17 protein-coding genes are annotated in these 25826 nt (G+C 48.1%); 6 read left to right on the top strand and 11 right to left on the bottom strand.

Annotation, left to right across the window (positions count from 1 at the left end):
* Positions 1-852 precede the first annotated feature (852 nt).
* Together HMPREF0645_RS01320 and HMPREF0645_RS01315 are read right to left on the bottom strand one after the other, a co-directional pair.
* Positions 853-1377 (bottom strand): STM3941 family protein, encoded by a 525-nt coding sequence (locus HMPREF0645_RS01320; protein ID WP_007172991.1) that lies wholly within the window; start codon positions 1375-1377, stop codon positions 853-855.
* A gap of 616 nt (positions 1378-1993) precedes the next feature.
* Positions 1994-3490, bottom strand: a complete 1497-nt coding sequence (locus HMPREF0645_RS01315) for an oligosaccharide flippase family protein (RefSeq protein ID WP_044123121.1) — start codon at positions 3488-3490, stop codon at positions 1994-1996.
* Positions 3491-3533: 43 nt separating this feature from the next.
* Here HMPREF0645_RS01315 and HMPREF0645_RS01310 point away from each other — a divergent pair, with 43 nt between their 5' ends.
* Genes HMPREF0645_RS01310 through HMPREF0645_RS01295 form a run of 4 tightly spaced genes read left to right on the top strand, consistent with a single transcriptional unit; the run spans position 3534 to position 6814 of the window.
* The gene (locus HMPREF0645_RS01310) at positions 3534-4460 is read left to right on the top strand and encodes a glycosyltransferase family 2 protein (protein ID WP_044123120.1); all 927 of its coding nucleotides are present in this window, start codon (positions 3534-3536) and stop codon (positions 4458-4460) included.
* A complete protein-coding gene (locus tag HMPREF0645_RS01305; protein WP_044123119.1) occupies positions 4424-5386 on the top strand; it encodes a glycosyltransferase family 2 protein in 963 nt (320 codons plus the stop codon). Before HMPREF0645_RS01310 ends, HMPREF0645_RS01305 begins: the two co-directional genes overlap by 37 nt.
* Positions 5387-5427: 41 nt before the next feature.
* Positions 5428-6537: a glycosyltransferase family protein gene (locus tag HMPREF0645_RS01300; protein ID WP_007172987.1), complete on the top strand. Its 1110-nt coding sequence runs from the start codon at positions 5428-5430 to the stop codon at positions 6535-6537.
* Entirely contained in the window at positions 6521-6814 is a 294-nt protein-coding gene (locus HMPREF0645_RS01295; protein WP_044123118.1) for a hypothetical protein, read from the top strand. The genes HMPREF0645_RS01300 and HMPREF0645_RS01295 overlap by 17 nt, the downstream gene beginning before the upstream one ends.
* A 21-nt stretch (positions 6815-6835) precedes the next feature.
* Here the strand turns inward: HMPREF0645_RS01295 and HMPREF0645_RS01290 are convergent, their stop codons facing one another.
* Positions 6836-9268, bottom strand: a complete 2433-nt coding sequence (locus HMPREF0645_RS01290; RefSeq protein WP_007172985.1) for a glycoside hydrolase family 2 TIM barrel-domain containing protein — start codon at positions 9266-9268, stop codon at positions 6836-6838.
* A 135-nt stretch (positions 9269-9403) separates the two neighbouring features.
* On the opposite strand from HMPREF0645_RS01290, the gene HMPREF0645_RS01285 reads away from it, so the two are divergent.
* Entirely contained in the window at positions 9404-10201 is a 798-nt protein-coding gene (locus HMPREF0645_RS01285) for a hypothetical protein (RefSeq protein ID WP_007172984.1), read from the top strand.
* Positions 10202-10354: 153 nt separating this feature from the next.
* Here the strand turns inward: HMPREF0645_RS01285 and HMPREF0645_RS01280 are convergent, their stop codons facing one another.
* Positions 10355-11839, bottom strand: a complete 1485-nt coding sequence (locus HMPREF0645_RS01280; RefSeq protein WP_044123211.1) for a glycoside hydrolase family 10-like protein — start codon at positions 11837-11839, stop codon at positions 10355-10357.
* A 679-nt stretch (positions 11840-12518) separates the two neighbouring features.
* On the opposite strand from HMPREF0645_RS01280, the gene HMPREF0645_RS01275 reads away from it, so the two are divergent.
* Positions 12519-12974, top strand: a complete 456-nt coding sequence (locus HMPREF0645_RS01275; RefSeq protein WP_007172982.1) for a DIP1984 family protein — start codon at positions 12519-12521, stop codon at positions 12972-12974.
* A 274-nt stretch (positions 12975-13248) separates the two neighbouring features.
* Here the strand turns inward: HMPREF0645_RS01275 and porX are convergent, their stop codons facing one another.
* The 7 genes from porX to carA all read right to left on the bottom strand — a co-directional run bounded on the left by porX (position 13249) and on the right by carA (position 25732).
* Positions 13249-14823 carry a T9SS response regulator signal transducer PorX gene (gene porX, locus HMPREF0645_RS01270; protein ID WP_007172981.1) on the bottom strand — a complete coding sequence of 525 codons (1575 nt, stop codon included), beginning with the start codon at positions 14821-14823 and terminating at the stop codon, positions 13249-13251.
* 2 nt (positions 14824-14825) lie between these two features.
* Positions 14826-18194 carry a type IX secretion system periplasmic lipoprotein PorW/SprE gene (gene porW, locus HMPREF0645_RS01265; RefSeq protein ID WP_007172980.1) on the bottom strand — a complete coding sequence of 1123 codons (3369 nt, stop codon included), beginning with the start codon at positions 18192-18194 and terminating at the stop codon, positions 14826-14828.
* 112 nt (positions 18195-18306) lie between these two features.
* Positions 18307-18693, bottom strand: coding sequence for a hypothetical protein (locus HMPREF0645_RS01260; RefSeq protein WP_044123117.1), 387 nt, complete (start codon positions 18691-18693; stop codon positions 18307-18309).
* 39 nt (positions 18694-18732) lie between these two features.
* Positions 18733-19989: a 3-phosphoshikimate 1-carboxyvinyltransferase gene (locus HMPREF0645_RS01255; protein WP_007172978.1), complete on the bottom strand. Its 1257-nt coding sequence runs from the start codon at positions 19987-19989 to the stop codon at positions 18733-18735.
* Positions 19990-20019: 30 nt separating this feature from the next.
* The gene (locus tag HMPREF0645_RS01250) at positions 20020-21195 is read right to left on the bottom strand and encodes a zinc-dependent metalloproteinase lipoprotein (RefSeq protein WP_007172977.1); all 1176 of its coding nucleotides are present in this window, start codon (positions 21193-21195) and stop codon (positions 20020-20022) included.
* Between the two features lie 228 nt (positions 21196-21423).
* Positions 21424-24648 (bottom strand): carbamoyl-phosphate synthase (glutamine-hydrolyzing) large subunit, encoded by a 3225-nt coding sequence (carB, locus tag HMPREF0645_RS01245; RefSeq protein ID WP_007172976.1) that lies wholly within the window; start codon positions 24646-24648, stop codon positions 21424-21426.
* Positions 24649-24655: 7 nt separating this feature from the next.
* Positions 24656-25732 (bottom strand): glutamine-hydrolyzing carbamoyl-phosphate synthase small subunit, encoded by a 1077-nt coding sequence (carA, locus tag HMPREF0645_RS01240; RefSeq protein ID WP_007172975.1) that lies wholly within the window; start codon positions 25730-25732, stop codon positions 24656-24658.
* Positions 25733-25826: the final 94 nt, after the last annotated feature.

The raw sequence follows: 25826 nt of genomic DNA, 5'->3' as shown, positions 1-25826 counted from the left end.
ATATCTGTTTTAATTGAAAAAGCGTTAAGACAAATCATACAACAGAAGATGATTAATATATTTCTTAAATTTAAAAACATAACTCGTTGGCGGAATTTATTTAAGTTGATAGGTATGAGTAAAAAGTTGCACACGTCGTTGACCTTTTAGTAACTTAGTGGTATAAAATCTATTAGGTTATAAAATCTTTGCTATGCGCAAACTCATGGCAAAGTTCAAAAAAATACTTGAAATCTGCAAGCAATATGCTGGAAATCAAGTCTACGGGAAGAGAAAGTTCTCGATTTGGAGCATTACCCACTGTTTTAGATTATTACCCCCAATTGTAGCATTACATTATTCTATATAAACAATCCTAAAAGACAATGTATCCAATTTAAAAATATTTAGAGAATTAACATAGGTCATTGGAAAAGCAATAAATGTTGAAGTGACAATAAATGGTCGGGGAGTATCATAAGAGAATGAGTAGGAAACCTGATTTATGGAATCTGTTAGGATCTGTTTGTGTTGCCAAGGACCTATAGTTGTACTTCTATAATGAAATTTATTTGTGAAATCTATTAAATCAGGATAGCATCCATATTTATCTATAGGTAGTTTCCTCAATGTATCTTGCACAAAGTTCGGTAGTTCTCGAAGAGATAACACTGCCATCTTTCTATTATTAACATTGTTACAACCTGTATACAGCAAAATAACGATTATTGTTGCAGAAAAAATATTCCTATTCATTTTACTGACTTTTATTTCAAAATGGTTATTAAAATGTGTGATCTTGATAGAATTTACGAATGGCTTATCGATTAATTTTTCGTTTTCTTTTTTCCTGCCAAAATATCTATTGCCTATTCATACATTTTGATTCAAGTGTTCGTTTAATATGTCACATATCTTTTTCCCGTTCATAGTCAGATTATCAGCAGGAAGGCCTTCAATTGCTCCGGACACATCGAAATTCAATACCATTATACGCTGCGTTAAAGCCGATGATTCCTCTATCTTATGTATCAATGACGTTACCTTATAATCAACGGCAATCAGTTTGGTAGATTGGATTTTTATTAACCGAAAACGCTTTACATCCGTAAAATAGATGGTATGATAGGATCCCTTTACCTGTTCGTATAATTCCAATCTATCTTCATGGATTATTAAAAGCGGAATTTGACGAATTCGGTTATAGACGGTTGATAGAATGAGAAACAATCCGCCACCACCGAAAAATATAATTCCCAATCCGCCGCCAAATACTTTTGTTGGCCAGCTTGTACTGGCATCTGTGAGAATAAAATATCCGCCTAAGGCAAAAACAAAGCATAGGATAGCCCAAAGCATATTTTTTCGCAGGCTTTGATAAATTCGTATTTCTTTCATGTTCGTTTTATTGGACGGTTTCGTTGTCAGGACCTTATTTGTAACTTATCGTCACAAAAGTACACATAATTGTCTTTTATTCTTATTTTTTGTCATCACATTTATATATTTTATCCATATTCTTTAGGTTTCCTCAATTCCGTCAGCTGTCAAATGTTCTTCACCATAAGTTGGGCATCTTGCATGGATGCTACAGAAAGAAACACGCCACCTTTTTGACAATTTCCGAACCGGGAGACGGTGCAAAAAATGAGGTGATTCTGCCGTTGCTATCCAATGGCGCTGCGACAAAAGCTGAAACGTCAGGTCACTAAAGTCTAATCATCGGGCCACAAAGCCCTTTTCGCGATGCGAAAAAGGCTTAACCGCAACCCCACCCTGCCTCTGTGCGCTCTACTTTTTAACAAAAGCAGTATAACTTCCAGAAAAACAAACGATTATAAAATGCCTGAAATTTCGGAGAATTTCAGGCCATCGCACTTTCTTTTTCAAATCAGCTAAATATAAATGGGTGTTTGTCGGATATTTTCATACGTATATCGTCAGTTCAGGAAACCCCAAGTCCGGTTGTCTACGTCACTTCGAGCCCACTCGACAACTGGAGTGAGCAGACGCCCTACTTCTTGCGGAATCGCCGGAAATAACGGCTTTTCAGCGAGTTCCACAGATGAGTCTTGGCGTGTAGAATCCGAATCGAAAACAACAGTGAAGCCAAGGTCATGACCGATCCCATCAGCCAGTAGGTCACGCCCGTGAGCGAAAATGTGAAGAAGCATGCCACAAGACCCAGTAAAACCTGAACCATCGTATTGGTCAGCACGTCGCCGGAAAGCCAAAAGCGGTATTTCCATCGCACGTATACCAGTACCATCAGGAAGTTGGCAACGGTACATGCCAACAGGGCTCCGCCCGTACCCGTTAGTCCTCCCCACTGCCAGCCCAGGATAACCATCAGCAAGAACATGACATAATAGGCAGCCTCCAGAAACAAAAAGCTCCGCGAATCGCCGCGCGACAGGGCTATATACTCCATGGGCAGGTTGACAGCGCGGAAATACATGGCCAGAAGGGTGAGTCGCATCATTCCCTGCATGGGCAGAAACTCGCGGCTGAATAAAAATGGAAGTACGATGGGCAGGGAAACCATGAAGAACACAAGCATGGGCGAAATGATCAGCACCGACACCTCGATCTGCCGGTTTACGGTTAGGTTGAGTTCTCCTCCCAACTGCCTGATGCCCGACAGGCGGGGGAAATAATCGGCCTCCATGGACGAGAACACCATACTTGTGTATGTCATGGTCAGTACGAAACCAGAATTGTAGAGTCCCACAATGTCAAGGCCGGCCACATTATTTAGATAGGAACGCAGCACAAACTCGGCGCCACTACCAAAAATTCCGGCCAAGACAAAGGCCAATCCCAATCTGATCATGCCCTCGCCCTCCTGGAAATGCTGCCGGGAGAAGGAAAAGGAAGGTCGGTAGAGTCTGTAGGAATAGGCTATGGTCAGTACACACTGCATCAGCGCCATCAGGAATATCGAGGGCACGATGCCCGCCTGACCAAAGAAGTAGAACAGCGGCACGGAGCACAGCAATGCGAAAATCATGTTGTAAACGCTCACCACGGCCAAGGCTTTCAGATGTCGCCCACCTTTGAGGATGGCAGCCTCTCCGCCCGTGACAGCCAGCAGGGCTATAACCGGAGAGAGCAAAACAAAGTGAAGCGTGTGGTTGCCCCATGAAAACGTCCAGTCGCTGAGCCATGGACTCAATGCCATGCAAAGCAGCATGCCCAGCAGGGCAGTAAGAAGACTCCAGGTTCTCACCGTTCCGATGACATGGTGCAAACGCTCTTCGTCGCCCGACTCGATGGATTCGGATATATTCTTGACCGCACTCATGGCGATGCCGAAGTTGGTCGAGTCGGAAACTACCTTGATGGTGGAGTTGAAAAGCGACACCAACCCCATGCCCTCAGGCCCCAGAATCAGGGCCACAAGTTTGTTGCGCACAAGCCCGATAAGGATGTTCAACCCCTGAACACCACCGAACAGACCTGTATATTTTAATATGTGGGAATAGGAATTATCGCTTGCTTGTTTTTCCATCGTAATGTTAACGTAAATGCAAAACATTTATTATCTTTGCATTATGAAATTAAGTATAGTTATCCCCATATATCAGGCGGAGAGCACGCTGACCCGCTGCCTCGACAGCATTGCCAACCAGTCGTTCAGAGACTGGCAGGGCATACTCGTCGATGATGCTTCGACGGATGGCAGTAGTGCCATCTGCGATGAATACGTCAAGCGCGACAGGCGGTTCCAAGTTGTGCATCTCAAGCAAAACGGCGGCCTGAGCAATGCTCGCAACACGGGTATCAGCAAGGCCCGCGGCGAATATATCACATTTGTTGACAGCGACGACTACATCGCTGACGAGAGCTTCAAGACGCTCTTCGAAATCATTAACACTCGTCCGGATTACGACATGCTGGAATATCCGGTCTATGAACACTATGGCTCCAAGAAGCGTAACCGACTGCAATTCCAGCGCAAGGATTACACCGATATGATGGCCTACTGGCTGGAGGGCGAGGCCTACAAGCACGCGTATGCTTGGAACAAGATATACAAGCGCGAGGTATTCAAGGGCGTGAGATACCCTAAAAATAAAGTGTTTGAGGATGTCTTTACCCTACCCGAGATTCTTAAAAACTGCAAGCGGGTGGCCACCACCGATGTGGGGCTGTACTATTACTGTCACAACCCTAAGGGCATCACGGAAACGGCTAATGGCAAGGACCTGTCCAACCTGCTTGAAGCCCATACTCGAACACTGGCCGACATACGCAAAGCCATGAGGAAGCGCAAAGATAAAGAGGAGATAAACCGCTATCTGAAAGACTATTATGCCCATGTGTTAAATATTCAGTTGGATGTTTATCGGGAGCGCGGTATGATATCTAAATATTTCCCCACCCTGCCCTTTAAACACACTTTCAAGCTGAGATTATTACATCTTATCGGACTGAAACGCTTATGCCAACTTCACAAAATATTCCATCGAATCCGCTGATCAGCTTCATCGTCACCACATTTGACCTGCCAGCCGAGATGATACGCGAGTGCATCGAGAGCATCCTGCGGTTGTCGCTGGCCAGAGATGAGCGTGAAATTATTATTGTGGACGATGGTTCCGACATCCCAGCTCTCAACAATCTGACTGACCTTCAGGACCAGATCACCTATATACGTCAGCCTAACCAGGGACCTTCGGCTGCCCGAAATCGGGGGCTGCAATGTGCAACGGGCAAATTTATACAGTTCGTGGATGGCGACGACTACATCATTCAGGCTCCCTACGAGCACTGTCTCGACATCATAAGATTCCGTGAGGCTGACGTCGTGCTGTTTCACGAAACCACCAAGACGCAACCCGAGGTGCCCTTTATATACGATGGGCCGGTGTCGGGCGTGTCCTTCATGCGACACAACAACCTGCGGGCTTCGGCCTGCGGATACCTTTTCAAGCGAAGCATCTTGGGTTCGCTGCGATTCACACCCGGTATCCTGCACGAGGACGAGGAGTTCACTCCCCAGCTCATGCTGCGGGCAGAGCAGGTGTATTCCACCAAGTCGGAGGCATATTTCTATCGTAAACGCGGAGGGTCGAGATTAAACAAGATAGGCAGGAGACACACCGTCAAAAGGCAAAGCGACACGATACATGTCATCCTGAAGTTGCGCGACATTGCTGAAACGCTACCCGAGACAGACCAGATGGCTGTGAATCGGCGCATTGCACAACTTTCGATGGACTACCTATACAACACCATCAAGCTTACACACAGCCACAAGCAGCTGAACAAGGCTATGAACAGACTCCGGCGATATGGTTTGTATCCGCTTCCGGACAAGAATTATACGAAGAAATACAGGGTGTTCAAAAAGCTCGTCGACAGTTCTATTGGGCGATGGATTCTCCTGTTAACGATAAGATGAAACGTCAAACCTGCCCCCGAACTCTCTGATAGCATCAGGTCATGAATATACTTTTACTGGGCGAATACAGCAATGTGCATGCTACATTGGCCGAGGGGCTAAGGCGGCTGGGGCATGATGTGACCGTGGCCAGCAACGGCGACTTCTGGAAAAACTATCCCCGGGACGTCGACCTCGAGAGGAAGCCGGGAAAGATAGGAGGCATGAGGCTGATAGGGAAAATCATCATGAACCTGCCGCGCATGAGCGGATATGATGTGGTGCAGGTCATCAACCCTATGTTTGTGGAACTCAAGGCTGAACGCGTGATGATGCTCTACCAATGGCTTCGCCGTCACAACACGAAAGTAATCATGGGAGCCTTTGGGATGGATTACTATTGGGTGCACGAGAATGTTACCCGGAAGATGTTGAGATACAGTGATTTTAATATAGGAGAAGACCTCCGACAAACGCCGATTGCCGTTCAGGAGCGACAGGACTGGCTGGGGACGGCCAAGGAAAGACTCAACAAACACATGGCCCAGGACTGTGACGGTATAGTCTGCGGACTCTATGAGTATTGGGCGTGCTATCATCCGCTGTTCCAAGAAAAGACGACGTTCATCCCCTTCCCCATCAAACCCAAGCCCAACATTAAGATAGCATCGAAGCGACAGAATGATCCGGTGGATATTTTCATAGGAATAAGCAAGGGCAGGAGCGTCTATAAAGGTACCGACGTGATGCTGGCTGCGGCGCAGGCCGTTAGCAGGAAATACCCGGGAAGGCTGAATCTAAAAATCGCCGAGGGAGTTCCGTTTGCCCAATACGTGGAGATGATGAACAGTTCGGATGCAATTCTCGATCAACTCTATAGCTATACCCCGGCCATGAATGCACTGGAGGCTATGAGTCGCGGGATTGTCTGCATAGGCGGAGGCGAACCCGAGAACTACGATATCATTGGGGAGAAAGAGCTAAGACCGATTGTGAACGTGGAGCCTAACTATGAGAGCGTGTTCCGAGAAATAGAGCGTTTGGTGCTGAATCCACAACATCTTCTCGAACTCAAGCGCCAAAGCATTGAATATATACGGCGTCATCATGATTACATGAAGATTGCCAAGCGGTTTGTTTCCTATTATTCTGGAGATGGGCAGAATTGTTAAATACAGGTGCCGACAGTGCGGATATACGGCCGATGTGTATGAGGGGCGTGGTTTCATGGGGCAACACATCATCATGATGAACTGTCCGGATTGCCACACCATTCAGCCATTGGTGGTAGGCGGAGTTATCGGCGACTCCGCCCCCTCGTTCAGCGGCATTGTCGGACGGCTGTGCTTGCACTGCGGAAGCAGCAAGATTACAGAATGGGACAAGCACACTTGTCCCAAATGCAACGCGGAGATGGAACCCGGAAGTGAGTCGGAGTTTTGGACGTAAGCCTATCCGAGGGGTGTCTTGTCAGTCCCGAGGAACGAATTTAAGTTCGCAACCTTTGAGCAAAGGTGAAGAGAAGCGAACGCCGGATCCATTGCTGATATAGACCATCATGCGTCCGCCATACACACGTTCACGATTGTCGCGCTTATTGGTGATATCCCGGTTGTTGCTGTTCTCCATGCCCAACAAACTGCCTTGGCCTAGTACCGTGCATGTAATTTCGTTATCTGCCAACTTGACCACGACTCCATGCTCGTCGATTACACAAAGTTCTATCTGATAAAAAGCGTCTTGCGCATCCAATATTTTGGCTTGCAAAGCATAAGGACGACCACTGGTTTTTATTTCATAGCTTGATTCGTCAAGCCCCTCTCCTATCAAGGTGCCCGACTGATATGGAATATCCCAATAAACAATGCCCGACTCGACCTCCGGAGCCTTGGCTTCGCCCACAATGTTTCCATTTAAACGTAACTGTGCTTTCGCCTGATTGGTATAACACACGACACGCACGGCCTGTCCCTCGTCGAAATTCCACACATCTTGTGCGTAGATCGACGGAGCGTCGCCACCTCTCCGCCTACTTCCGCGCTGCCCATCTCTTGTGCGAAAGGGATAAGCCCCGATGTAAGTGGACGGCTTGTCGCTCCACAAAGCAGCACGCCACCAACCTAACGGCTTTCTGAACCCGCCAAGATTGAGCAGTCCTGGCTCTGAGCCGCGCGAAGGCCAACGTCCGCTTTCGCCCAGATAGTCAATGCCAGTCCAAAGGAATTGACCAAAAATGAAGTCATGATCCCTCACGGCCTTCCAAGCGGGGAAGTCGTGCCGGTTTTCCGATCCATAAATCACACGGTTAGGATATTTATTGTGATCTTCCGCGTAACGGCTTTCGGTGTAGTTATATCCCACCACATCCACCGCTTCCGGATATGCCGTTTCGTTGCTCATCACCACACCGGCCAGGGCTCCTGTCACGGCACGCGTGCGATCTTCACCTCTGACCACTGCGGCCAATCGCTTGGCAATCCGCCCTATGCGCTCTGCGTGAGGGGCATGTTCGTCATATCCACCATACATGGGTTGGGTAATGCTGTTGCCATTGAGCACTGGGTGCGAGTACGGGTCGTTAGGATAATCCACCTCGTTGCCAATGCTCCACATAAAGATGCTGGGATGACGGCGGTTGCAACGAACCATGTCTCGCACGTCGCGGTCGATCCATTCCTCGAAATAGTCGAACGTTCCCTGAAATCCCGGCGTACCAACATTCCACCCCTCTAACCATTTACGCTTGGGAAATTCCCACTCGTCGGAGGCCTCATCCATCACCAACAGTCCAAGGCGGTCGCACAAATCATAGATCATCGGCGCATGAGGGTTGTGGCTCATACGTATGGCATTGACACCAATGGATTTCAATTCTTTCAGCCGACGCTCCCAGACCGGAGCCGGAACAGCATTGCCCAACACGCCGGCATCTTCGTGCAGGCACACTCCCTTGACCTTCATCCACTGACCATTCAATGCAAATCCCTTGTTGGGATCCCATCGAAGTGTGCGAATACCCACGGGCATGCGGTCAGAATCGATGTCCCGTCCATTGCGCAAGAGTCTGATGTGAGCCGTATATAAATAAGGTGAAGTTGGCGACCAGCGCTTAGGATTTCTCACGACAAGTTCGGCATGAGTCTTTCCCGAGCTGCCAATCTTCACACGACGGCGCGCAACTTCAGAACCTTCAGCGTCTTTCAGGCTCACCTCAGCTGTCAAGACACCATTGGGGTTCTCCACATCCAAGTCGAAATTAATCGTGGCCCGAGACCGAGAGATGTTCTTCAGACTCCACGTGTTGCCCCATAACGAAAAGTGAGTGGCCGCCGACCTGACCAAATAAACATTGCGATAGATGCCCGACCCGGTGTACCAGCGGCTGTCTGCAGAGCGACTGTGATCCACGCGTATGGCCAAAACGTTGTCGCCATCGGTATTGAGGTAAGGGGTCATGTCGTAGCAGAGTGCAGCGAAACCACTTGGTCGATAACCCAAGAGGTGACCATTGAGATAAACGTGCGAGCGATTATAGATGCCCTCAAAATAAATATACTTCTTGGCATCCTCCCCTAAGCTGCTGCCATTAAAATGTTTGCGATACCAGGCCACACCTCCCGGAAGGTATCCTGTGCACGAGGCCAGATGGGGTGACATGGGATGTTCCACCGACCAGTCGTGTGGCAAGTCGACCGACCGCCATTTGGAATCATCGTAATTCGGGGCTATTGAAATGGAATCGTCGGCCAGATTAAAAAGCCATCTCTCATTCCATAATTCCGCATTGCCGAAACCTGACTGTGCCGGAAGTAATGATGGGAATAAGCTACAGAATAAAAGCACGACAAACCTGTTGAATATCGTCTTGTAGGTCATCATAAAAGGGTTTGGGTAGAATTTCATGATGCGAAGTTAATCAAAATATAGCCATTTTTCATGCCTTCCTTCCTGTATTTTAGAAACGAACGAAAAAAAATCGTGAAATGTTTGTGGATTATAAATTTATACCTATTTTTGCAACCAATATGACGTGCAAAAATGAAAGATAAGAAAGCCATTACATTTAAGACATTGACCAAGAGCAACGTTTGGGATATTCAGGAGAGCGATGTGTTTCGTATGTGGGAAGCTGCTGAACGCGATGCAGATTTGAAAGAAAACATGCGACGCTATACTGACATCATCCGCAGTGCGTTTGACCTTGAAGAAGTGAAAATTGACAAACCGGAGGTTATCAAGAAATACGAAGCACGTGGCTTCAAAATCGGTTTGATTCGTACCAGTGAAAGTGCCAAGCAAAAATTTGCTGTCAAAAAGCGGCCGATACAGCGGGTTACCGACCTGACCTACGAGAACATCCGCCACATCTCCGCCCCGAAACTTATCGAGGTGCTTGAGCGAAACTTCGGTGGAGGATGGGGATCGCTGTCACAGAGCGTGCAGGATATTATTGAATCGGGATTTGACATTTCAACCACCACCCTACCCAAGGACCGACTTCACAAAGAAGGCGGGCTCTATAAGAAAAAGCTTGCCGACGGTTTTGAGGTGCTCGAAATCCCCAAAGGACTATGGGTAGAAGCCATTTTTGCCAAGGAAAAACCAGAAAAGGAAATGTACAAGGCCAAAGCAGGTGGCAAGGGCAAAGCTGATGACGATATCGAAGACTTTGAAGATGATGAAGAACTGCCTGAAGACAACTTCAAGCAAGACGACGAAGACGATGGTTTCGATGAGGACAAGCTCACTGAAGAAAGCTATCGCACGACCTACGACGCTGATCCTGAAGACCTGAACTACGAGGCAGAGGAACTCAGCGATGACAGCGACTTCTAAAACAAAATACTTTTTCCAAACAACAAAACAAAATATTCTCCCCATCATTCAACAAGAACGATGGGGAGAATTTTGTTGATGACCATTTGATTTTGCATGTAACATCGACGACGAAAGTCCGTCGACTAAGCTACAAAGGAATCGCATGGCTGTCTATAGCTTTACCTTTTTCTTCTTGGCTTTGCTCTCATTCGACATTCTATCCAAAGCCGTCACCACGTAGGTGTAGCGGACATTACCCTTGTCGTAGGGCAGATTGACAAACGTTCGCTGCGTAATGGCAAAAATCTTAGACGGATCATCCGTGTTGATACGCTCACCGTTGTTGAATCTGTAAACCACATACTTGACAGCCTTATCGTCCCACTTCTTCCCTCTGGGCGCCTTCCAGAACAGCACATAACCGTCACTGGTCCACACAGCCTTCAGTTTACGTGGCTTTTTAGGATTTTTTGAATCAATAAAACTCATCCGAGGCTGCAAGGCAGGATACTTCCAATAGGAATGGCGGAGCACCGAAGCATAATTCCCCACGTTGTCGACCGCTGCCTTGGCATACCATAACACCACCCCGTTGACATGATGCATCTGCTGATGCAGGCGGTGTTTGGCCGGCAGCTGATGGCTGGCAGGATTCTGTGGATCAGGATATTTAGTGGTGCGTTCCACGTCTTCCCCGATGAACAAGGGGCGGTTGGAAGCGTGCTTGTCCCACCATTTGATCAGCGTAGCATAGTCGGCTGCAGGATGCCCTATTTGCCAATACACCTGCGGCACACAATAATCTATCCATCCATTGTTCACCCATAGCAAGACGTCGGCATAAAGATCATCATAGTTTTGAAGACCATGGGTTGCAGAACCATTCTTGGGGTCGGAAGATTGGTTACGGTAAATGCCAAATGGAGACACGCCAAACTTCACCCATGGCTTGCGTCGATGAATGGTCTCGCCAAGTTGTTTCACAAAAAGATTGACATTGTTGCGGCGCCAGTCACCGATTGTCGCAAATCCACCTCGGCTGGTTTGATAATATTGTTGGTCGGGAATGAGCTGCCCCGGAGCCGGATAAGGATAGAAATAATCGTCGATATGGAATCCGTCGATGTCGTAACGAGACACAATATCATCGGCAACCCTGCAAATATAATCACGGTTTTCTTTCAGCGCAGGATTAAGAATGTACTGATTGTCGTACACGAAATAGCTGTTGGGGCGCATCATGGAAATGTGGGTATTGGCCAGTTGGATAGTGCCTTTGGTCTTGGCACGATACGGATTGATCCACGCGTGAATTTCCATTCCCCGTTTGTGACACTCGTCCACCATCCATGCCAAGGGGTCCCAATAAGGTTGGGGAGCACGTCCTTGCACACCGGTGAGAAACCTGCTCCATGGTTCAAGCTGACTGGCATAAAGGGCGTCGCACTCCGGACGCACTTGAAATATAATGGCATTCACGCCAATTTGTTGCAAAGTGTTGAGCTGTTCAACAAGGGTTTGCTGCATCAAGTCACGCGACATTCCCTGGAACTGTCCGTTCACTGCTTGTATCCAAGCTCCCCTGAACTGTCGTTTTTGTGCATGAATCGAGCATGTAGCTGTCAGCAGGAGGGCAAAGAGGAAAAATCGTTTCATCATTATTTAGAAATCGCTTTTAATATTATACAAACGCAAATTTACATAAAAATCGCGACATATGAGCCTGTTGAGAACAAAAAAACGGGAGACTGATTCCGAAATCTACGATGAAAAAACAAGACAAACACCCTTCTATAATTGGCGTCTACGAAAAAAGAAATCTTGTGGCTTGAAATACGCTCGTATTTCAAGTTTTCTCACAACATGCTGTCATTCAGAGTTGTACGACCTTATTAAAAATTATTCGACCATTATATTTTTCCAAAGGTCCTGCCGTTCGGGTCTAACCGCACCATGATGAAGGCTTTCTCGCGGTGCGCTCAAGGCTTAGAGGCATTGTCGTTAGGCTGTAATCGCAATGCCGATAGGCCTTCAACGCAACACTTTCACGATTTCAACACCGAAAAAATGCGATTTCAGGGCTTCATCGCCCTGCTTTATTTTCTATTTCACTCGTTTTCATCGACGTCCTAACAGGCAATAGATTCTTACAAAACATGGGCAAAATGACAATTGCCGAGTACTCTTTACTTGTTGAAAAATGTGAAAAATTAATGAAAAACAAAAGAAAGAAATACGAACTCATCGATTATTCTGAAATTTTTGATTAATTTTGTGGAAACCGTCAGGACAATGTCCGGACATCAACACGGTCATCACATAAAAACTCCACAATATGAAACTCGCAGAAGCATTAGCCATTCGTAAAGACACGCAAAGGAAAATCGAGCAGCTCAGAAGTCGCTTGCTCAACAACGTAAGAATCCAAGAAGGTGAGGCTCCTTCAGAGGATCCCTCCGAACTGATGAAGGAACTGGATAGCTGTCTGAACCGATTGCAGACCTTGATCTTCCGAATCAACAAAACCAACATGCATACCCAGGACGGGGGTAAGACTTTAACGGAGCTGATGGCCGAGAAAGATGTGCTCGCGTTGCGCATTTCATCTTTGCGCGATGTGTTCAACAAGTCCTCCGAATCGCAAGAACGCTACAGCCGGTCGGAAATCAAAGTTGTCACCACGATAGATATCAAGGCACTCGGACGCCAAATCGATCAGTATTCGAAACAGCTGCGCGAGTTGGATATCCGGATTCAGGGGTTGAACTTTTCAACCGACTTGGAAGAATAAAACGATAGTTTTTTAGATGGTAGTCTTCTCTGTTATAGGTGCGAACTAAAAAGATCATGGTTATCGGAGCGGGGATCCGATGGCGTTCGAATCGCCATTTCTGCATGTAGCACATCCCAGCATAACCACGCATGTTGCATTTCGCATATTGCATTTAGCACGACCATTAGTTGACTATAACGAGAAGATGAGGGTGGGATCGGGGAATTTTGAGTATCTGTTCTATCGACAGACCCTCTCGTAGATGTTTCTCAAGAAAACGGGCAAGTCAAGTTTACCGCTTCTTGCCCTTCATGGTCACGAGGGGAATCAGCATTTCCTCCATGGAGATACCTCCATGCTGGAAGGTGTCTTTGTAATAAGAGACATAATAATTGTAGTTGTTGGGATAGGCAAAAAAGTTGTCGCCAGAGACCAGGACATAGCTTGTGCTGACATTTGGCGCGGGGAGTTGTGCTTTGTGTGGCTCCTTGATGACAAACACTTCCTTGGCATTATAGCTGAGATTTTTGCCAAGTTTGTAGCGCAGGTTGGTATTGGTGTTTCGGTCGCCGATAATTTTTATGGGGTTCGAAACACGTATAGAGCCGTGATCGGTGGTCAGAATAATCTTGTAGTCGCTCTGTGCCAGGCGTCTGAACAAGTCTGACATGACAGAATGGCGAAACCAACTCAGCGTGATGCTGCGGTAGGCACTCTCGTTATTGGCAAGCTCGCGCACCATCTTCGACTCCGTTCGGGCATGCGAAAGCATATCGATGAAATTAATAACGACAACATTCAGGTCGTTATCTTTCAGCGTGTTGTATTGCTGAAGAAGTTGGTCGCCAGCGGCTGAGTCGTTGATCTTGTAATAGCTAAACTTGTCGTGCCTGCGAAAACGTTCTATTTGTGTCTGGATGAGGGGTGCCTCGTTGAGATTCTTGCCCTCTTCCTCATCTTCATCAACCCATAGTTCCGGGTACATCTTGGCTATCTTGGTGGGCATCAGTCCGCTAAAAATGGCATTGCGGGCATACTGCGTCGCCGTGGGCAAGATGCTCATATACATATCTTCCTCAATATCAAACTGGTCGCCGATTTCCTGAGCCAGCAACTTCCATTGATCCCATCGGAAATTGTCGATAACGATCAGGAACACTTTCTCGCCGGCGTTGAGGGCCGGAAAGATTTTCTCTTTGAAAAGTCCGGGACTCATCAGGGGCTGTCCTTCCGGACGGCGATTGGTAATGGGGGCATTCGGGTCCACCCAGTCCATATAGTTTTTCTTGATGTATTTGGCAAAGCCAAGGTCGGCCTCTTCCTTTTGCATTTGGAGCATTTCCGTCATCTGACTCTCCGTGGAGCTGAGTTCCACCTCCCAATGCACCAACTTTTTGTAAACATTCATCCAGTCGGAATAGTCCTTGCAATCGCTGATTTGCATGCCGAGTTGCTGGTATTGCTGCTGGTATCCACTTTGTGTCACCTCGGTTACAATTTCCTTGCGGTGGATGTTCTTCTTCAGCGTCAGAAGGATTTGACTGGGGTTGACCGGTTTGATCAGATAGTCAGCTATCTTTGAACCTATGGCCTGATCCATGATATTTTCCTCTTCGCTCTTGGTCACCATCACCACGGGTGTTTGTGGCTGTATCTCCTTGATGCTCTGCAGGGTTTCAAGTCCGGAAAGTCCGGGCATCATCTCGTCGAGCAAGATGATGTCGAACGATTGCTGCGAACATAACTCGATCGCGTCGGTTCCGTTGCTCACGGTGCTGACGTCGTAACCTTTCTTTTCTAAAAATAGGATATGGGCTTTGAGAAGTTCTATCTCATCGTCGACCCACAGTATAATTCCGTTGCTCATAGTTAAAATCCCTCTAATTCATAGTACTCGTCCTCAAGGTCGAAAGTGTTTTTTTTGTTTTCGGCCTTCTTGGGTGGGTTTGTCTTGTTTTGACCATTGGTGGTCTTGTTGCCTGTCGTTTTGGAGGCGTTGGTTTTGGTTCCGGTGCGCTTGGTTGCACTTCTGGGGCGTGCCTTGCTTGGTGGAATGCTATCTACGTTGTCCAAGATAATCTCTGCTCCATTGATAATGTTTGGTCGGGGACGGCGAGGCGGTGTTTCGGTCTTGACAGGGTTTGTCGGCCGAATCGGAGTGGTGCGTTTGGACTCGGTTGGTTTTTGCACCGGCAGATTGTCAGTGGGGATTACCGTGGTGCCAGCTGGTGGTGGAGTCGATACGGGCTTCTCGACGGGAATTGTCGTGGTTCCGAGTTGCTCCGTTGGCGTGGTTTCAGCAGGCACTACCGTTGTTCCTGTCGGAGTTTCTGCAGGTTTTTCCTCCATGGGAATGACGGTTTCGGCCGGCGGCGCTGTTTCCTCGGGTATAATAATGGTGTTGTTGAGGAAGTCGTCGATATCGCTTTCCGAAACAGGAGTATCTGATTTTTCGGTGGGTCTAACCGTAACACTGGCCGGCTCGGTGAGCAGATGGAACGTGGAAATCTTGAGCGGGGCAAAGTGTTTGGTGTAGAATTTGCTGTACTCGTCGTAACTGAAGTTCGTGCCGAGCAACGGCAGGTTCTCCTCACTGATGATCACAGGTCGTGCCTTGCCCATGTGGAGTGCCACTTCTTGCTGTTTGAGCAGTTGTCGACCATATTGTAATGCTTCATCATAATTGCGGAATCCGCTGATCATCATACGGTTCACGCCCTTCCCCTCTTCCACGTTGATATTGAAATCGCGGACCAGATAGCTTGTGAAGTTATACCTCGCGAGTTCGAAGAGCAACTTGTTCTGGTTCACAGAGTCGGGTTGATAAACAAGCATGAACACGAAGTTGGTGTTGCGCTCGTTACTCAGTTTGCGCGCATGGATGGAGTCGCTGTCGCTCAGCACGACACTGCGGCGAGCCCACACGTCGCCAAGGTCGAATTTGCCACCGCGCAGACGGCGCCCCTCCTTCACGCCGTTGATAATCATTCCGGCCATCTCGGCCAGTCTGCTCTGCGGATATTTCTCCACCACGATCCTCATATCAGCAAGGCATCCGTCTCCATCGCCACTGTTCAGCTTGCTCAATCCTCCGATAAACAAGAACTTGTCTCGGTTGGCTCCCAGCGGGAAACGTTTCTCAGAAATCCGGGTGTTGCCCTGCACCTCTGCAAGTCGATCGGCCTTGAAAGCCTCGTAGGTGGCAGCATAGAGCGAGTCTTCAAGATGTACGCCTTGTCGTGCGTTTTGTGTAAAGTAGGGGTCGGTGAGCACTTGGGTCCACTGGCTCTTGGGATATTCGCTTTTCAGTCTGCTGATATAGCTTTCGGCCAACTGGGGTTCTCCTTTCCTGGAGTAAAGCAGGAAGAGGTGATAATAAACCTCGTCCATTTTCTCAAAGGTGGAGTATTGTTGAACGATGCGTGTGAGCGCCTTCTCGCTGAGAGGCAGGTTGTCGAGTTTGTCTTTGAAAATCACACCGCTGTTATAGAGTCCGTCGACAATCAGCAGGTTGCTGGCCTTGACCTGATCTTCGGTAAACGGAATCTGTGCCATGTAGTATTCGCGCTTGTGCGGGTCGTTTTGTGCGCTGTCGGCTATTTGCTGCAGCGAGTCGGCCACGGCTTCTGCCCGGGCTATCGAGTCGCGTTGCACGTCTGTCAGGCCGATACTCTCGTCGACGGCACCCAATCCATCCACCACGGTGGTGTTCACACGCTGCCAGTTGTCCACGTTGTCTCGCTTGCCCCACATGCGTTGGAACTGCTGTTTACCTTGCTGGACGGCCATGGGGTTGTAAAAATACCATGCGCCATTTTGCTGCTGCATACCGGCGACAGGGCGCGGCGGAGTTGGAGAAGTGGTGCCCATGGAACTGTTTTTCTGTATCACCTGCTGGGCATTTTGTTCGGCCAGCTGCTTTTTTTCTTCCTTTTCTTTCTTTTTCAGTGCCTCGATCACCCGGTCGATAGCTGCATTGCGATCATTCTCGCTCATCACGGCCAGTGCCTGCAAGGAATCCTGCAGTTGTACGGCATCGGTGAACGGTACCAACTCGTCGAGTACCTTCGACCGTTTGGAAAGCGTTTCATAGTCTTTGCGGTCTTTGTCGAGCAATCCGATAGCCTCGCCATAGCAACGCTGCGCATCATTATATTTTTCCTTATCCCAGTACAGATTGCCTAACTTGAGGAGCAAGACGCCCTTCTCAATACCATTTCGCGTGGCTTTGGTGTTGCCGCGCTCATAGTTGGCTATGGCTTGCATGGTGTCGCGGCGGCTTAAATAAATATTACCAATGGCATAGTACACCTGGTCAAGATAATCCTTATTTTTGTCTGATCTGGCCATGCGTTTCAGTTTGGTAATCATTTTCTTGTACTGTGCATCGGCCATCACCTCCGTTTGGGCTATGCGAGCATTAAACTCCAGCTCATAAGGTGGGTTTTGCCGAATGACCTTTTGATAGGCTTTGTAGGCTTCCTGATGATTTCCCAAGGCCGCCTGCAACTGTCCCAGCAGGAAGTATTCGCGTGCCTTCTGCTTCTTGCGCATCTCATGTTTGATAACCTTTTTAAGGTATGGGATGGCTTGTTCGTATTGTTGGATGTGAATATAGTAGTCGGCCAGGGTGTAGTCCCATTCCTTTTGCGCACGCCAATGAATGGAATCTCGCTGCATGTTCCTGATTACATCCTCGGCATCATAGAGAAAGTTGTTTTCGATATAACTCTTGGCGAGCCATGCTTTTGCACGACCGTAGATGGCCGGTTGTGTCTCGTAGAGGCGGGCCATGTAGCTGAACGTGGAAGAGGCGGCATCGAAATCGCCTTGATAAAATTGGGCACGCCCCATCAGCATCCAGGCTTTCCACAGGAAGGGATTATACTCTTTGCGCCCCAACCACTCGATGTCGCGCTCGGTTTTCCGGCCACGCTTGTTCCACACGGGACGACGTTTGATGCTATGCAACTTGATGGCTTTTTCGGCTTTCTCAATCGCCCGGTCAAAATTGCCCTTGCCGAGTGAAATACTGTTTTTGTTGCCAACAGTATAGAGGGGAATAAGTTCTGTGAAGTTGTCCTTGTTGCCATTCTCTTTCTCGAGAGACCCTTCTATATAAGCTACTTTTCCATTATAATAAGTGTTGTATCGGGCATTAAACGAGTGCCACCACCGGGACTTTGCAGTGTTCTTCTCGGTGGAACATCCGGCGATGAACAACGAGAGGCAGGCCATGACCGGAAAAATAATATGGGGTTTAATTTTCAATATGAGATTGACTTCTCAACACTTATATAACCAGTTAATCGTCGATTTATTGCCTTGGAAAGTAGTGCTGATCGGCATTTTATCCGGCTAATTCTATATATTCGTCCTTAATGCCATCGGGCATATTGATGCCCCGAAGGACAAGACTTCGGCTCCATGCCTTCACCTCTTCAGACCTCAGCGTCTCAAGGATTTCGGCAAACTGTTCGGTCTCGTCATCTGTGTATGCATCCGATGGGCGGCCCTTGTAAGCATCAAGTTCTTCGTCATCGAAATACTCGATGGGCTTGACGGCTGCTTTCATCATGCATATTTGCTCACAGGAGGCGGTTGGGTCGCTGCAGGTGGAGCAGTCGGACGAGGTGGGTGTAATGACAGGAGTCTCACCATGTCGCCTGTAAGAAATAATGCCAATGATGCCAGTGAATAAAGCCAAGGCAACGAGGGATAATGCGAGAATGAGCATGATGGTGCGTTGTTTGCCCCGAAAGGTGTGGGTGATGGTTTAAAGGGATTCGATCTTGAACCCGGCGAGTTTCAGGTCGTCCCAGAATTTGGGATAAGACTTGGACACGACCTGTGGATTGTTGATTTGAAGTCCGGGAAACCTGATGGCCAGCGGTGCGAAAGCCATCGCCATGCGATGGTCTTCGTAGGTGTCGATGGGTTCGAAGGATGGGTCACATCGCCCATGTTCCCATATGAGTTCGGAATCGTTTTCGCTCCTGATAAGATAGCCCAGCTTGCGCAATTCTGTCTTAAGAGCCTCGATTCGGTCGGTTTCCTTGATTTTAAGACTGCTCAATCCCGTGAAATGAAATGGAATATCGAGGGCACAGCATGATGTAACAACCGTTTGTGCCAAGTCCGGACAGTTCACAAAGTCAAAGTCGAGCCGCTGTACCCGTCCCATGCGGTGAGCAAGGGTGACGGCAGTGGGATGCTCGCTCTCCACGTTTTCAAAAGCGGTTTTGATGCCGAGCAGGGAATATATATATTTCACCGCAGAGTCGCCTTGTTTTGAACCATCGGCCAGTCCGTTGAGAACAAGTGTGTCCTCATGATTGTCGTAGAGTGCCATCATCTCGTACCAATAGCTTGCCGAGGTCCAATCGTTCTCAATCACATAGGGTCTGGAGGTATAGTTTTGTGGTCGAATGGTTATGGTATCACCCCCTGTCCAATCAGCATCGGCACCATATTGCTTCATCATATAGAGCGTAAGGTCGATATATGGACGCGAGACGATGTTTCCGGCAAGGTGAAGTTCCAGTCCATTTTGCAAGACAGGCCCAATCATCATCAGTGCAGACGTATACTGTGAACTCACGTCTCCGGGAATGACGAGGCGACCGCCGGGAAGAGCCTTGCCCTTGATTCGCAGGGGTGGGAAGCCCTGTTTGCCTTCGTAGTCGATGTCTGCTCCCAATTTTCGGAGTGCATCGACCAACACACCAATAGGTCTGTGCTGCATACGCTTGGTGCCCGTGATGACATGTTCGCCTTGGGTGACAGCAAGATATGCTGTCATAAAGCGCATGGCTGTGCCTGCGGCCTTGACATCTATCACCGGTGGACGGTTGGTCAGTGCTTTGACAACCACTTCGGTATCATCGCAGTCGGAGAGGTTTTCGGGCATGAATCGAGCACCCGCCAATGCATTAATGATTAGTGCCCGGTTACTGATGCTTTTGGATGAGGGTAATGCAATGCTAGCATTCAGCATGCTTGGCGGCATTATTTTATACGTTGTTTTGGTCATTCGTTGTTGTTTTCAGAGGAATGAAATATGTTACCTGATGAGTCTCGGATGGGAATAGATGATGTCTTGTGAACCATTCGTAGCACGTGTCTTCTTGTTGATTCCATTCTTTTTGGGACCGGGAATGAGCGGACTGTAATAGAGTACATGCCGCATGCGTGCCTTTTGTTCTTTCGATATTTTATAACCCAGTGTAAAAGCGTAGTCCATGATATTGGCACTATGGAATTGCGACGCATCACAGGCAGAACGCTTCAGGACATCCCACACATCCAGCATTTCCGGCTGGGTGGTTGCAAGATAATGGTCGAGATAGGCGTTGTATTCACTTCGGTTATACGAGGGTGTGTCATTACAGTAATCCGTATCGGCACAAGAGTCTGCAAAATTGAAGATGTCGGCATCATGGGTGTTGCGAATATTTTCCGTAAATATGTGAAACAACCCCAGGTAATGCCCCAATTCGTGAGCGAGCGTCACGACAACGTCGGATGCAACAATCGATTTGGTTTGATGACCGATGGCTGTGTAGCGGTTGGACTGATAGTATTCTCCGGAGGGGGACTGTCCTGCGTAAATGCTGTTGATGGAAGAACACAATGGAAAGCCCAACTGTTTTTTGCTAATGTATCGATCTTCTATTTCCTCTAAGCCTTCAAGTTTCTTGTCCCCCTTCACCGTAAAAGGCATGTGTGAGATGCCCAACACCTCACCGCTATCCTTTTTCTTAAAGGGATAAAACATCACATTAATGTATTTGTTGGGATCCCAGATGTACTTCGTATGGTCTTTTGAAGACATGAACGTGACCTCGTCGATAGGGTATTCACCGGAATAATAGACATAATCCACTCCGGGTACAGGCAGGGTCCGACCACTCTCATCCCTTTTTGCCAATTCAAAACGAATGTGCGTATTGGCACTTTCACCGTAGATTCCCCCTTGGTAAATCTGATTGACATAGCTCAGGAGATTCTTCAGGCGTGCAGCCGGTATATATTGACTGGCGTTGTCTTTGTCTTGATAGAACACATGGAAGATGATGGGAAGTTGATATTCGTATGTACTGTCTATGACTTCGGCCATCTCTTCTTGTCCTTGAGCGGTGGATGAGGCGTGCTTGGGGGAGTCAAGTCCGTCGTCACCACCGCATGATGCTAACAACAACGATGTCAAAAGCAATATATATATATAAGGTTTATTCATTCTCCTGTATTTATAAGGGATTGTGCCTACTTCTTATTCTCCCGTCTATCATTTCAGTGTTCATGGCAAAGTTAACGCTTTCGTTCAAGTAATCCAACATTTACCATAAGAATTAATCAATTTGATGGTCAGAACATCATCGTTTTACTTTTCCATCAAAGCAATTGAGCCCCAAAAGTCAGACAAAGACTTCCGGGGCTCATATCTCAACAATTCCTTTCCCTGAAATTAATATTCGCTCCAGGCTTTGATATCAATGTCTTCGGGTTTCAAAGTACAGAAGGCTGTGATAAAGGCACCGGCCAAGCGACTGTTGGTTATCAGTGGCACATTAAGGTCTATGGCTGCACGCCGAATCTTGTAACCGTTGGTCAATTCGTGAGTAGTCAAATCCTTCGGTATGTTAACTACCATGTCGATCTTCTTTTCGTGGAGCAGGGTCAGAGCCTGAGGTTCATTCCCTTCATCAGAAGGCCAATAAACCATGGTGTTGTCCACACCGTTGTCCTTGAGGTATTTGGACGTTCCACTTGTAGCATAGAGCTCGTAGCCATGTTGGATAAGCATCTTGGCTGCATCCAGCATTTCGGCTTTCTGCTTTGCACCGCCTGTTGAAAGCAACACGGTGTGCTTGGGGATACGCAGACCAACTGAGAGCATGCTCTTGAGCAAAGCTTGGTTAGTGTCATCACCCAAACATCCCACTTCTCCGGTAGAACTCATATCAACTCCAAGCACTGGGTCGGCTTTCTGCAAGCGGTTGAAAGAGAACTGGCTGGCCTTGATGCCCACATAGTCGAGGTCGAAAAGGTTCTTGCTGGGCTTTTCTACGGGCAAGCCAAGCATGACCTTGGTGGCCAGGTCGATCAGGTTAAGCTTGAGAACTTTAGACACAAACGGGAAGGAGCGGCTGGCCCGGAGGTTGCATTCAATGACAAGAATGTCGTTGTCACGAGCCATGAACTGAATGTTGAATGGGCCAGAGATATGCAGTTCCTTGGCAATCTGACGGCTCACGCGCTTGATTCGCCTAACGGTTTCAATATATATCTTCTGTGGCGGGAACTGAATGGTCGCATCGCCAGAGTGTACACCTGCAAACTCAATATGCTCTGAAATGGCATAGGCCAATATTTCTCCTTCCTTGGCCACGGCATCCATTTCTATTTCCTTGGCATTCTCTATAAACTTTGACACCACAACCGGATGATCCTCACTAACATTAGCGGCCAGTTTGAGGAAGCGCTCCAGCTCCTCCATGTTAGAGCAAACGTTCATGGCAGCGCCCGAAAGCACATAACTCGGACGAACAAGAACCGGGAAGCCCACACGGTCTACAAACTGATTGATGTCGTCCATGGAGGTCAGCGCACTCCACTCCGGCTGGTTGATGCCATTGCGGGTCAGCATGGCCGAGAACTTAGCGCGGTCTTCGGCATTGTCTATATCCTTGGCCGATGTTCCCAGGATGGGCACATGCTGCTCGGCAAGGTGAACTGCCAGGTTGTTGGGAATCTGGCCGCCTGTGGAAACGATCACTCCATGTGGATTCTCAGCTTCAATGATGTCCAAAACCCGTTCGAAAGTCAGTTCGTCAAAATAAAGCCGATCGCACATGTCATAGTCTGTCGATACCGTCTCAGGATTATAGTTAATCATAATACTGCGATAGCCTTGTGTGCGGATGGTGTTCAGGGCCTGAACACTGCACCAGTCGAACTCCACAGAACTACCGATGCGGTAGGCACCGGAGCCAAGCACGATGATGGAACGCTTGTCGTTGGAGAAAGTGATATCATTCGCCACGCCGGAATAAGTGACATAGAGATAATTGGTCTGTGCAGGATATTCGGCGGCAAGCGTGTCGATCTGTTTCACGACAGGGAGTATACCAAAGCTCTTGCGGAGTCCTCTCACGGCCAGCATGGCCTGATGCATGTGTGGCATCTCCTTTTCCAAGCCAATGGCTCGGGCGATCTGGAAGTCTGTAAAACCATACACCTTGGCTTCCCGCAGCAGTTTGGCATCCAACGTGTTAACATTTGTTCTTTTAAGTTCCTCATCAATATCGATGATGTGTTTCAACTTGGCCAAGAACCACTTGTCTATCTTGGTAAGGTCATGAATCTGGTCGATAGTATAGCCCTTGTGCATGGCCTTTGAGATGACAAACACACGTTTATCAGTGGGCTCGCGCAAGGCCGCATCAATATCTTCTATTTCCAACTCCTTGTTCTCGACAAAGCCATGCATGCCCTGACCGATCATGCGGAGTCCTTTCTGGATGGCTTCCTCAAAGTTGCGGCCAATGGCCATCACCTCGCCCACACTCTTCATGCTCGAGCCGAGTTCTCGGTCGACGCCCCGGAACTTGGAAAGATCCCAACGCGGGATTTTACAAACCACATAGTCGAGGGCGGGTTCGAAAAAGGCACTCGTTGTCTTGGTCACCGAGTTTTTAAGTTCAAACAGCCCGTAGCCCATACCCAATTTGGCTGCCACAAAGGCCAAGGGATAACCTGTTGCCTTGGAGGCTAAAGCAGAACTGCGACTCAAGCGGGCGTTCACTTCAATAACACGATAGTCCTCGCTGGATGGATCGAAAGCAAACTGCACATTGCATTCGCCCACAATACCAACATGACGCACAATCTTGATGCTCAGCGCACGGAGTTTATGATACTCGCTGTTGGTCAGAGTTTGCGAGGGAGCAATAACAATAGACTCGCCGGTGTGGATGCCCAGGGGGTCGAAGTTTTCCATGTTGCAGACCGTGATGCAGTTATCGTAGCGGTCGCGCACAACTTCATACTCAATCTCCTTCCATCCCTTCAGACTCTTTTCGACAAGTACCTGGGGCGAGAATGAAAAAGCCTTCTCACAGATGGCACTCAATTCCTCATCGTTGTCGGCAAAGCCGGAGCCAAGTCCACCAAGCGCGTATGCTGCACGCACAATCACCGGATAGCCCAAGTCGTGGGCTGCCTTCTGCGCTTCATCAAAGCTTTCGCAGGCTTCGCTTTTGATGGTTTTCACGTCTATCTCGTTGAGCTTTTCCACAAACAGCTCACGGTCTTCTGTATCCATGATGGCCCGTACGGGTGTACCCATCACCTTCACATGATATTTGTCGAGCACCCCACTCTCGTAAAGTTCCACTCCACAGTTTAATGCAGTCTGCCCGCCAAAACTGAGTAGAATACCGTCGGGGCGTTCCTTCTCAATGACTCGTTCTACAAAATAAGGCTGTACGGGGAGGTAGTAAATCTGGTCTGCCACGCCCTCGGATGTTTGAACCGTAGCAATATTCGGATTGATGAGGACGGTCTCCATGCCTTCTTCACGAAGAGCCTTGAGCGCTTGAGAACCGGAATAGTCGAACTCTCCGGCTTCGCCTATCTTCAGGGCTCCGGAGCCTAATAACAAAACTTTCTTGATGGTTGTATCTTTCATGACGTAATTACTTTAGAGTTTCGATGAATTTGTCGAACATGAACATGGTATCCACCGCCCCGGAACAAGCCTCGGGATGGAACTGGCTGGTGAACCATGGATTGGTTTTATGACGGATACCCTCGTTTGAGCCGTCGTTCATATTGACAAACAATTCTTCCCAGTCTTCTCCCAGCGTTTTTGCATCGACCGCATAGCCATGGTTTTGAGCCGTGATGTAGCACTTATCTGATCCGGCAAGGCGCACCGGCTGGTTGTGGCTGCGATGTCCGTATTTCAATTTGTATATGGTTGCCCCGGCGGCTTTGGCCAACAATTGATTGCCCATACAAATGCCACAGATGGGTTTGTTGCTCATACTCATCTGCTTACGGATAATGTCCACCGCATCTTGGCATGTGTCGGGGTTTCCGGGACCATTGGCTAAGAAAAGTCCATCGAAATCCATAGAGGTATAATCGTAGTTCCAAGGTACACGCACCACTTCTGCCCCACGCTTGACAAGACTACGAATGATGTTGGCCTTCACGCCGCAGTCCACAAGAACTACTTTTTTGCCAGCACCTTCATTATATCGGATGATTTCCTTGCAGGATACTTGGTCTACGAAGTTGACTCCCTCGTAGTTTGCCTCTGGAACATTGTCGGGCTCATCATCAAAGACCAAGGTTCCCATCATCACACCGTGCTTCCGCAGTATTTTGGTGAGCTGACGCGTGTCGACACCTGTTATGCCGGGGATGTGCTCTCGTTTCAGCCAGTCACCCAAGCTCTCAACAGCATTCCAATGGCTGTAATGAGCGCAGTAGTCGGATACAATGAGTGCTGAGGCATAGATGCGATCGCTCTCCATAAATGTGGGTAATCCGTTTTCCCCGATGGTAAAGGGTGGCACACCATAATTGCCAACCAAGGGAAAAGTTAGAGTTATCATCTGGCCTGCATACGATGGATCCGTCAGCGATTCGGGATAACCCATCATAGCGGTATTGAAAACAACTTCGCCGGCTGCAGGAGCATCATAGCCAAAAGACTGGCCATGAAATTCTGTTCCGTCAGATAATACTAAGGTTACATTCTTCATCTTATCATGTTTTTAAGAGTATTCTTGATGTTATGGCAACTGAATGAAATATCACACATCCGTTTGGGTCAGCTGCTTGAGACATTACCATAAA

The sequence above is a fragment of the Hallella bergensis DSM 17361 genome, from assembly GCF_000160535.1.
Lineage (GTDB): Bacteria > Bacteroidota > Bacteroidia > Bacteroidales > Bacteroidaceae > Prevotella > Prevotella bergensis.
Note: the sequence above shows the minus strand (reverse complement) of the source record. Positions and strands in the feature narration are given on the sequence as shown.

Bases quoted from the DNA above. Each gene is read 5' to 3' on its own strand.
- HMPREF0645_RS01285 (WP_007172984.1), top strand. From the start codon at position 9,404: ATGAAAGATAAGAAAGCCATTACATTTAAGACATTGACCAAGAGCAAC.
- HMPREF0645_RS01300 (WP_007172987.1), top strand. From the start codon at position 5,428: ATGAATATACTTTTACTGGGCGAATACAGCAATGTGCATGCTACATTG.
- HMPREF0645_RS01290 (WP_007172985.1), bottom strand. From the start codon at position 9,268: ATGAAATTCTACCCAAACCCTTTTATGATGACCTACAAGACGATATTC.
- HMPREF0645_RS01260 (WP_044123117.1), bottom strand. From the start codon at position 18,693: ATGCTCATTCTCGCATTATCCCTCGTTGCCTTGGCTTTATTCACTGGC.
- carB (WP_007172976.1), bottom strand. From the start codon at position 24,648: ATGAAAGATACAACCATCAAGAAAGTTTTGTTATTAGGCTCCGGAGCC.
- HMPREF0645_RS01315 (WP_044123121.1), bottom strand. From the start codon at position 3,490: ATGGAAAAACAAGCAAGCGATAATTCCTATTCCCACATATTAAAATAT.
- HMPREF0645_RS01310 (WP_044123120.1), top strand. From the start codon at position 3,534: ATGAAATTAAGTATAGTTATCCCCATATATCAGGCGGAGAGCACGCTG.
- porW (WP_007172980.1), bottom strand. From the start codon at position 18,194: ATGGCCTGCCTCTCGTTGTTCATCGCCGGATGTTCCACCGAGAAGAAC.
- HMPREF0645_RS01320 (WP_007172991.1), bottom strand. From the start codon at position 1,377: ATGAAAGAAATACGAATTTATCAAAGCCTGCGAAAAAATATGCTTTGG.
- HMPREF0645_RS01305 (WP_044123119.1), top strand. From the start codon at position 4,424: ATGCCAACTTCACAAAATATTCCATCGAATCCGCTGATCAGCTTCATC.
- porX (WP_007172981.1), bottom strand. From the start codon at position 14,823: ATGAGCAACGGAATTATACTGTGGGTCGACGATGAGATAGAACTTCTC.
- HMPREF0645_RS01275 (WP_007172982.1), top strand. From the start codon at position 12,519: ATGAAACTCGCAGAAGCATTAGCCATTCGTAAAGACACGCAAAGGAAA.
- HMPREF0645_RS01280 (WP_044123211.1), bottom strand. From the start codon at position 11,839: ATGAAACGATTTTTCCTCTTTGCCCTCCTGCTGACAGCTACATGCTCG.
- carA (WP_007172975.1), bottom strand. From the start codon at position 25,732: ATGAAGAATGTAACCTTAGTATTATCTGACGGAACAGAATTTCATGGC.
- HMPREF0645_RS01295 (WP_044123118.1), top strand. From the start codon at position 6,521: ATGGGCAGAATTGTTAAATACAGGTGCCGACAGTGCGGATATACGGCC.
- HMPREF0645_RS01255 (WP_007172978.1), bottom strand. From the start codon at position 19,989: ATGACCAAAACAACGTATAAAATAATGCCGCCAAGCATGCTGAATGCT.
- HMPREF0645_RS01250 (WP_007172977.1), bottom strand. From the start codon at position 21,195: ATGAATAAACCTTATATATATATATTGCTTTTGACATCGTTGTTGTTA.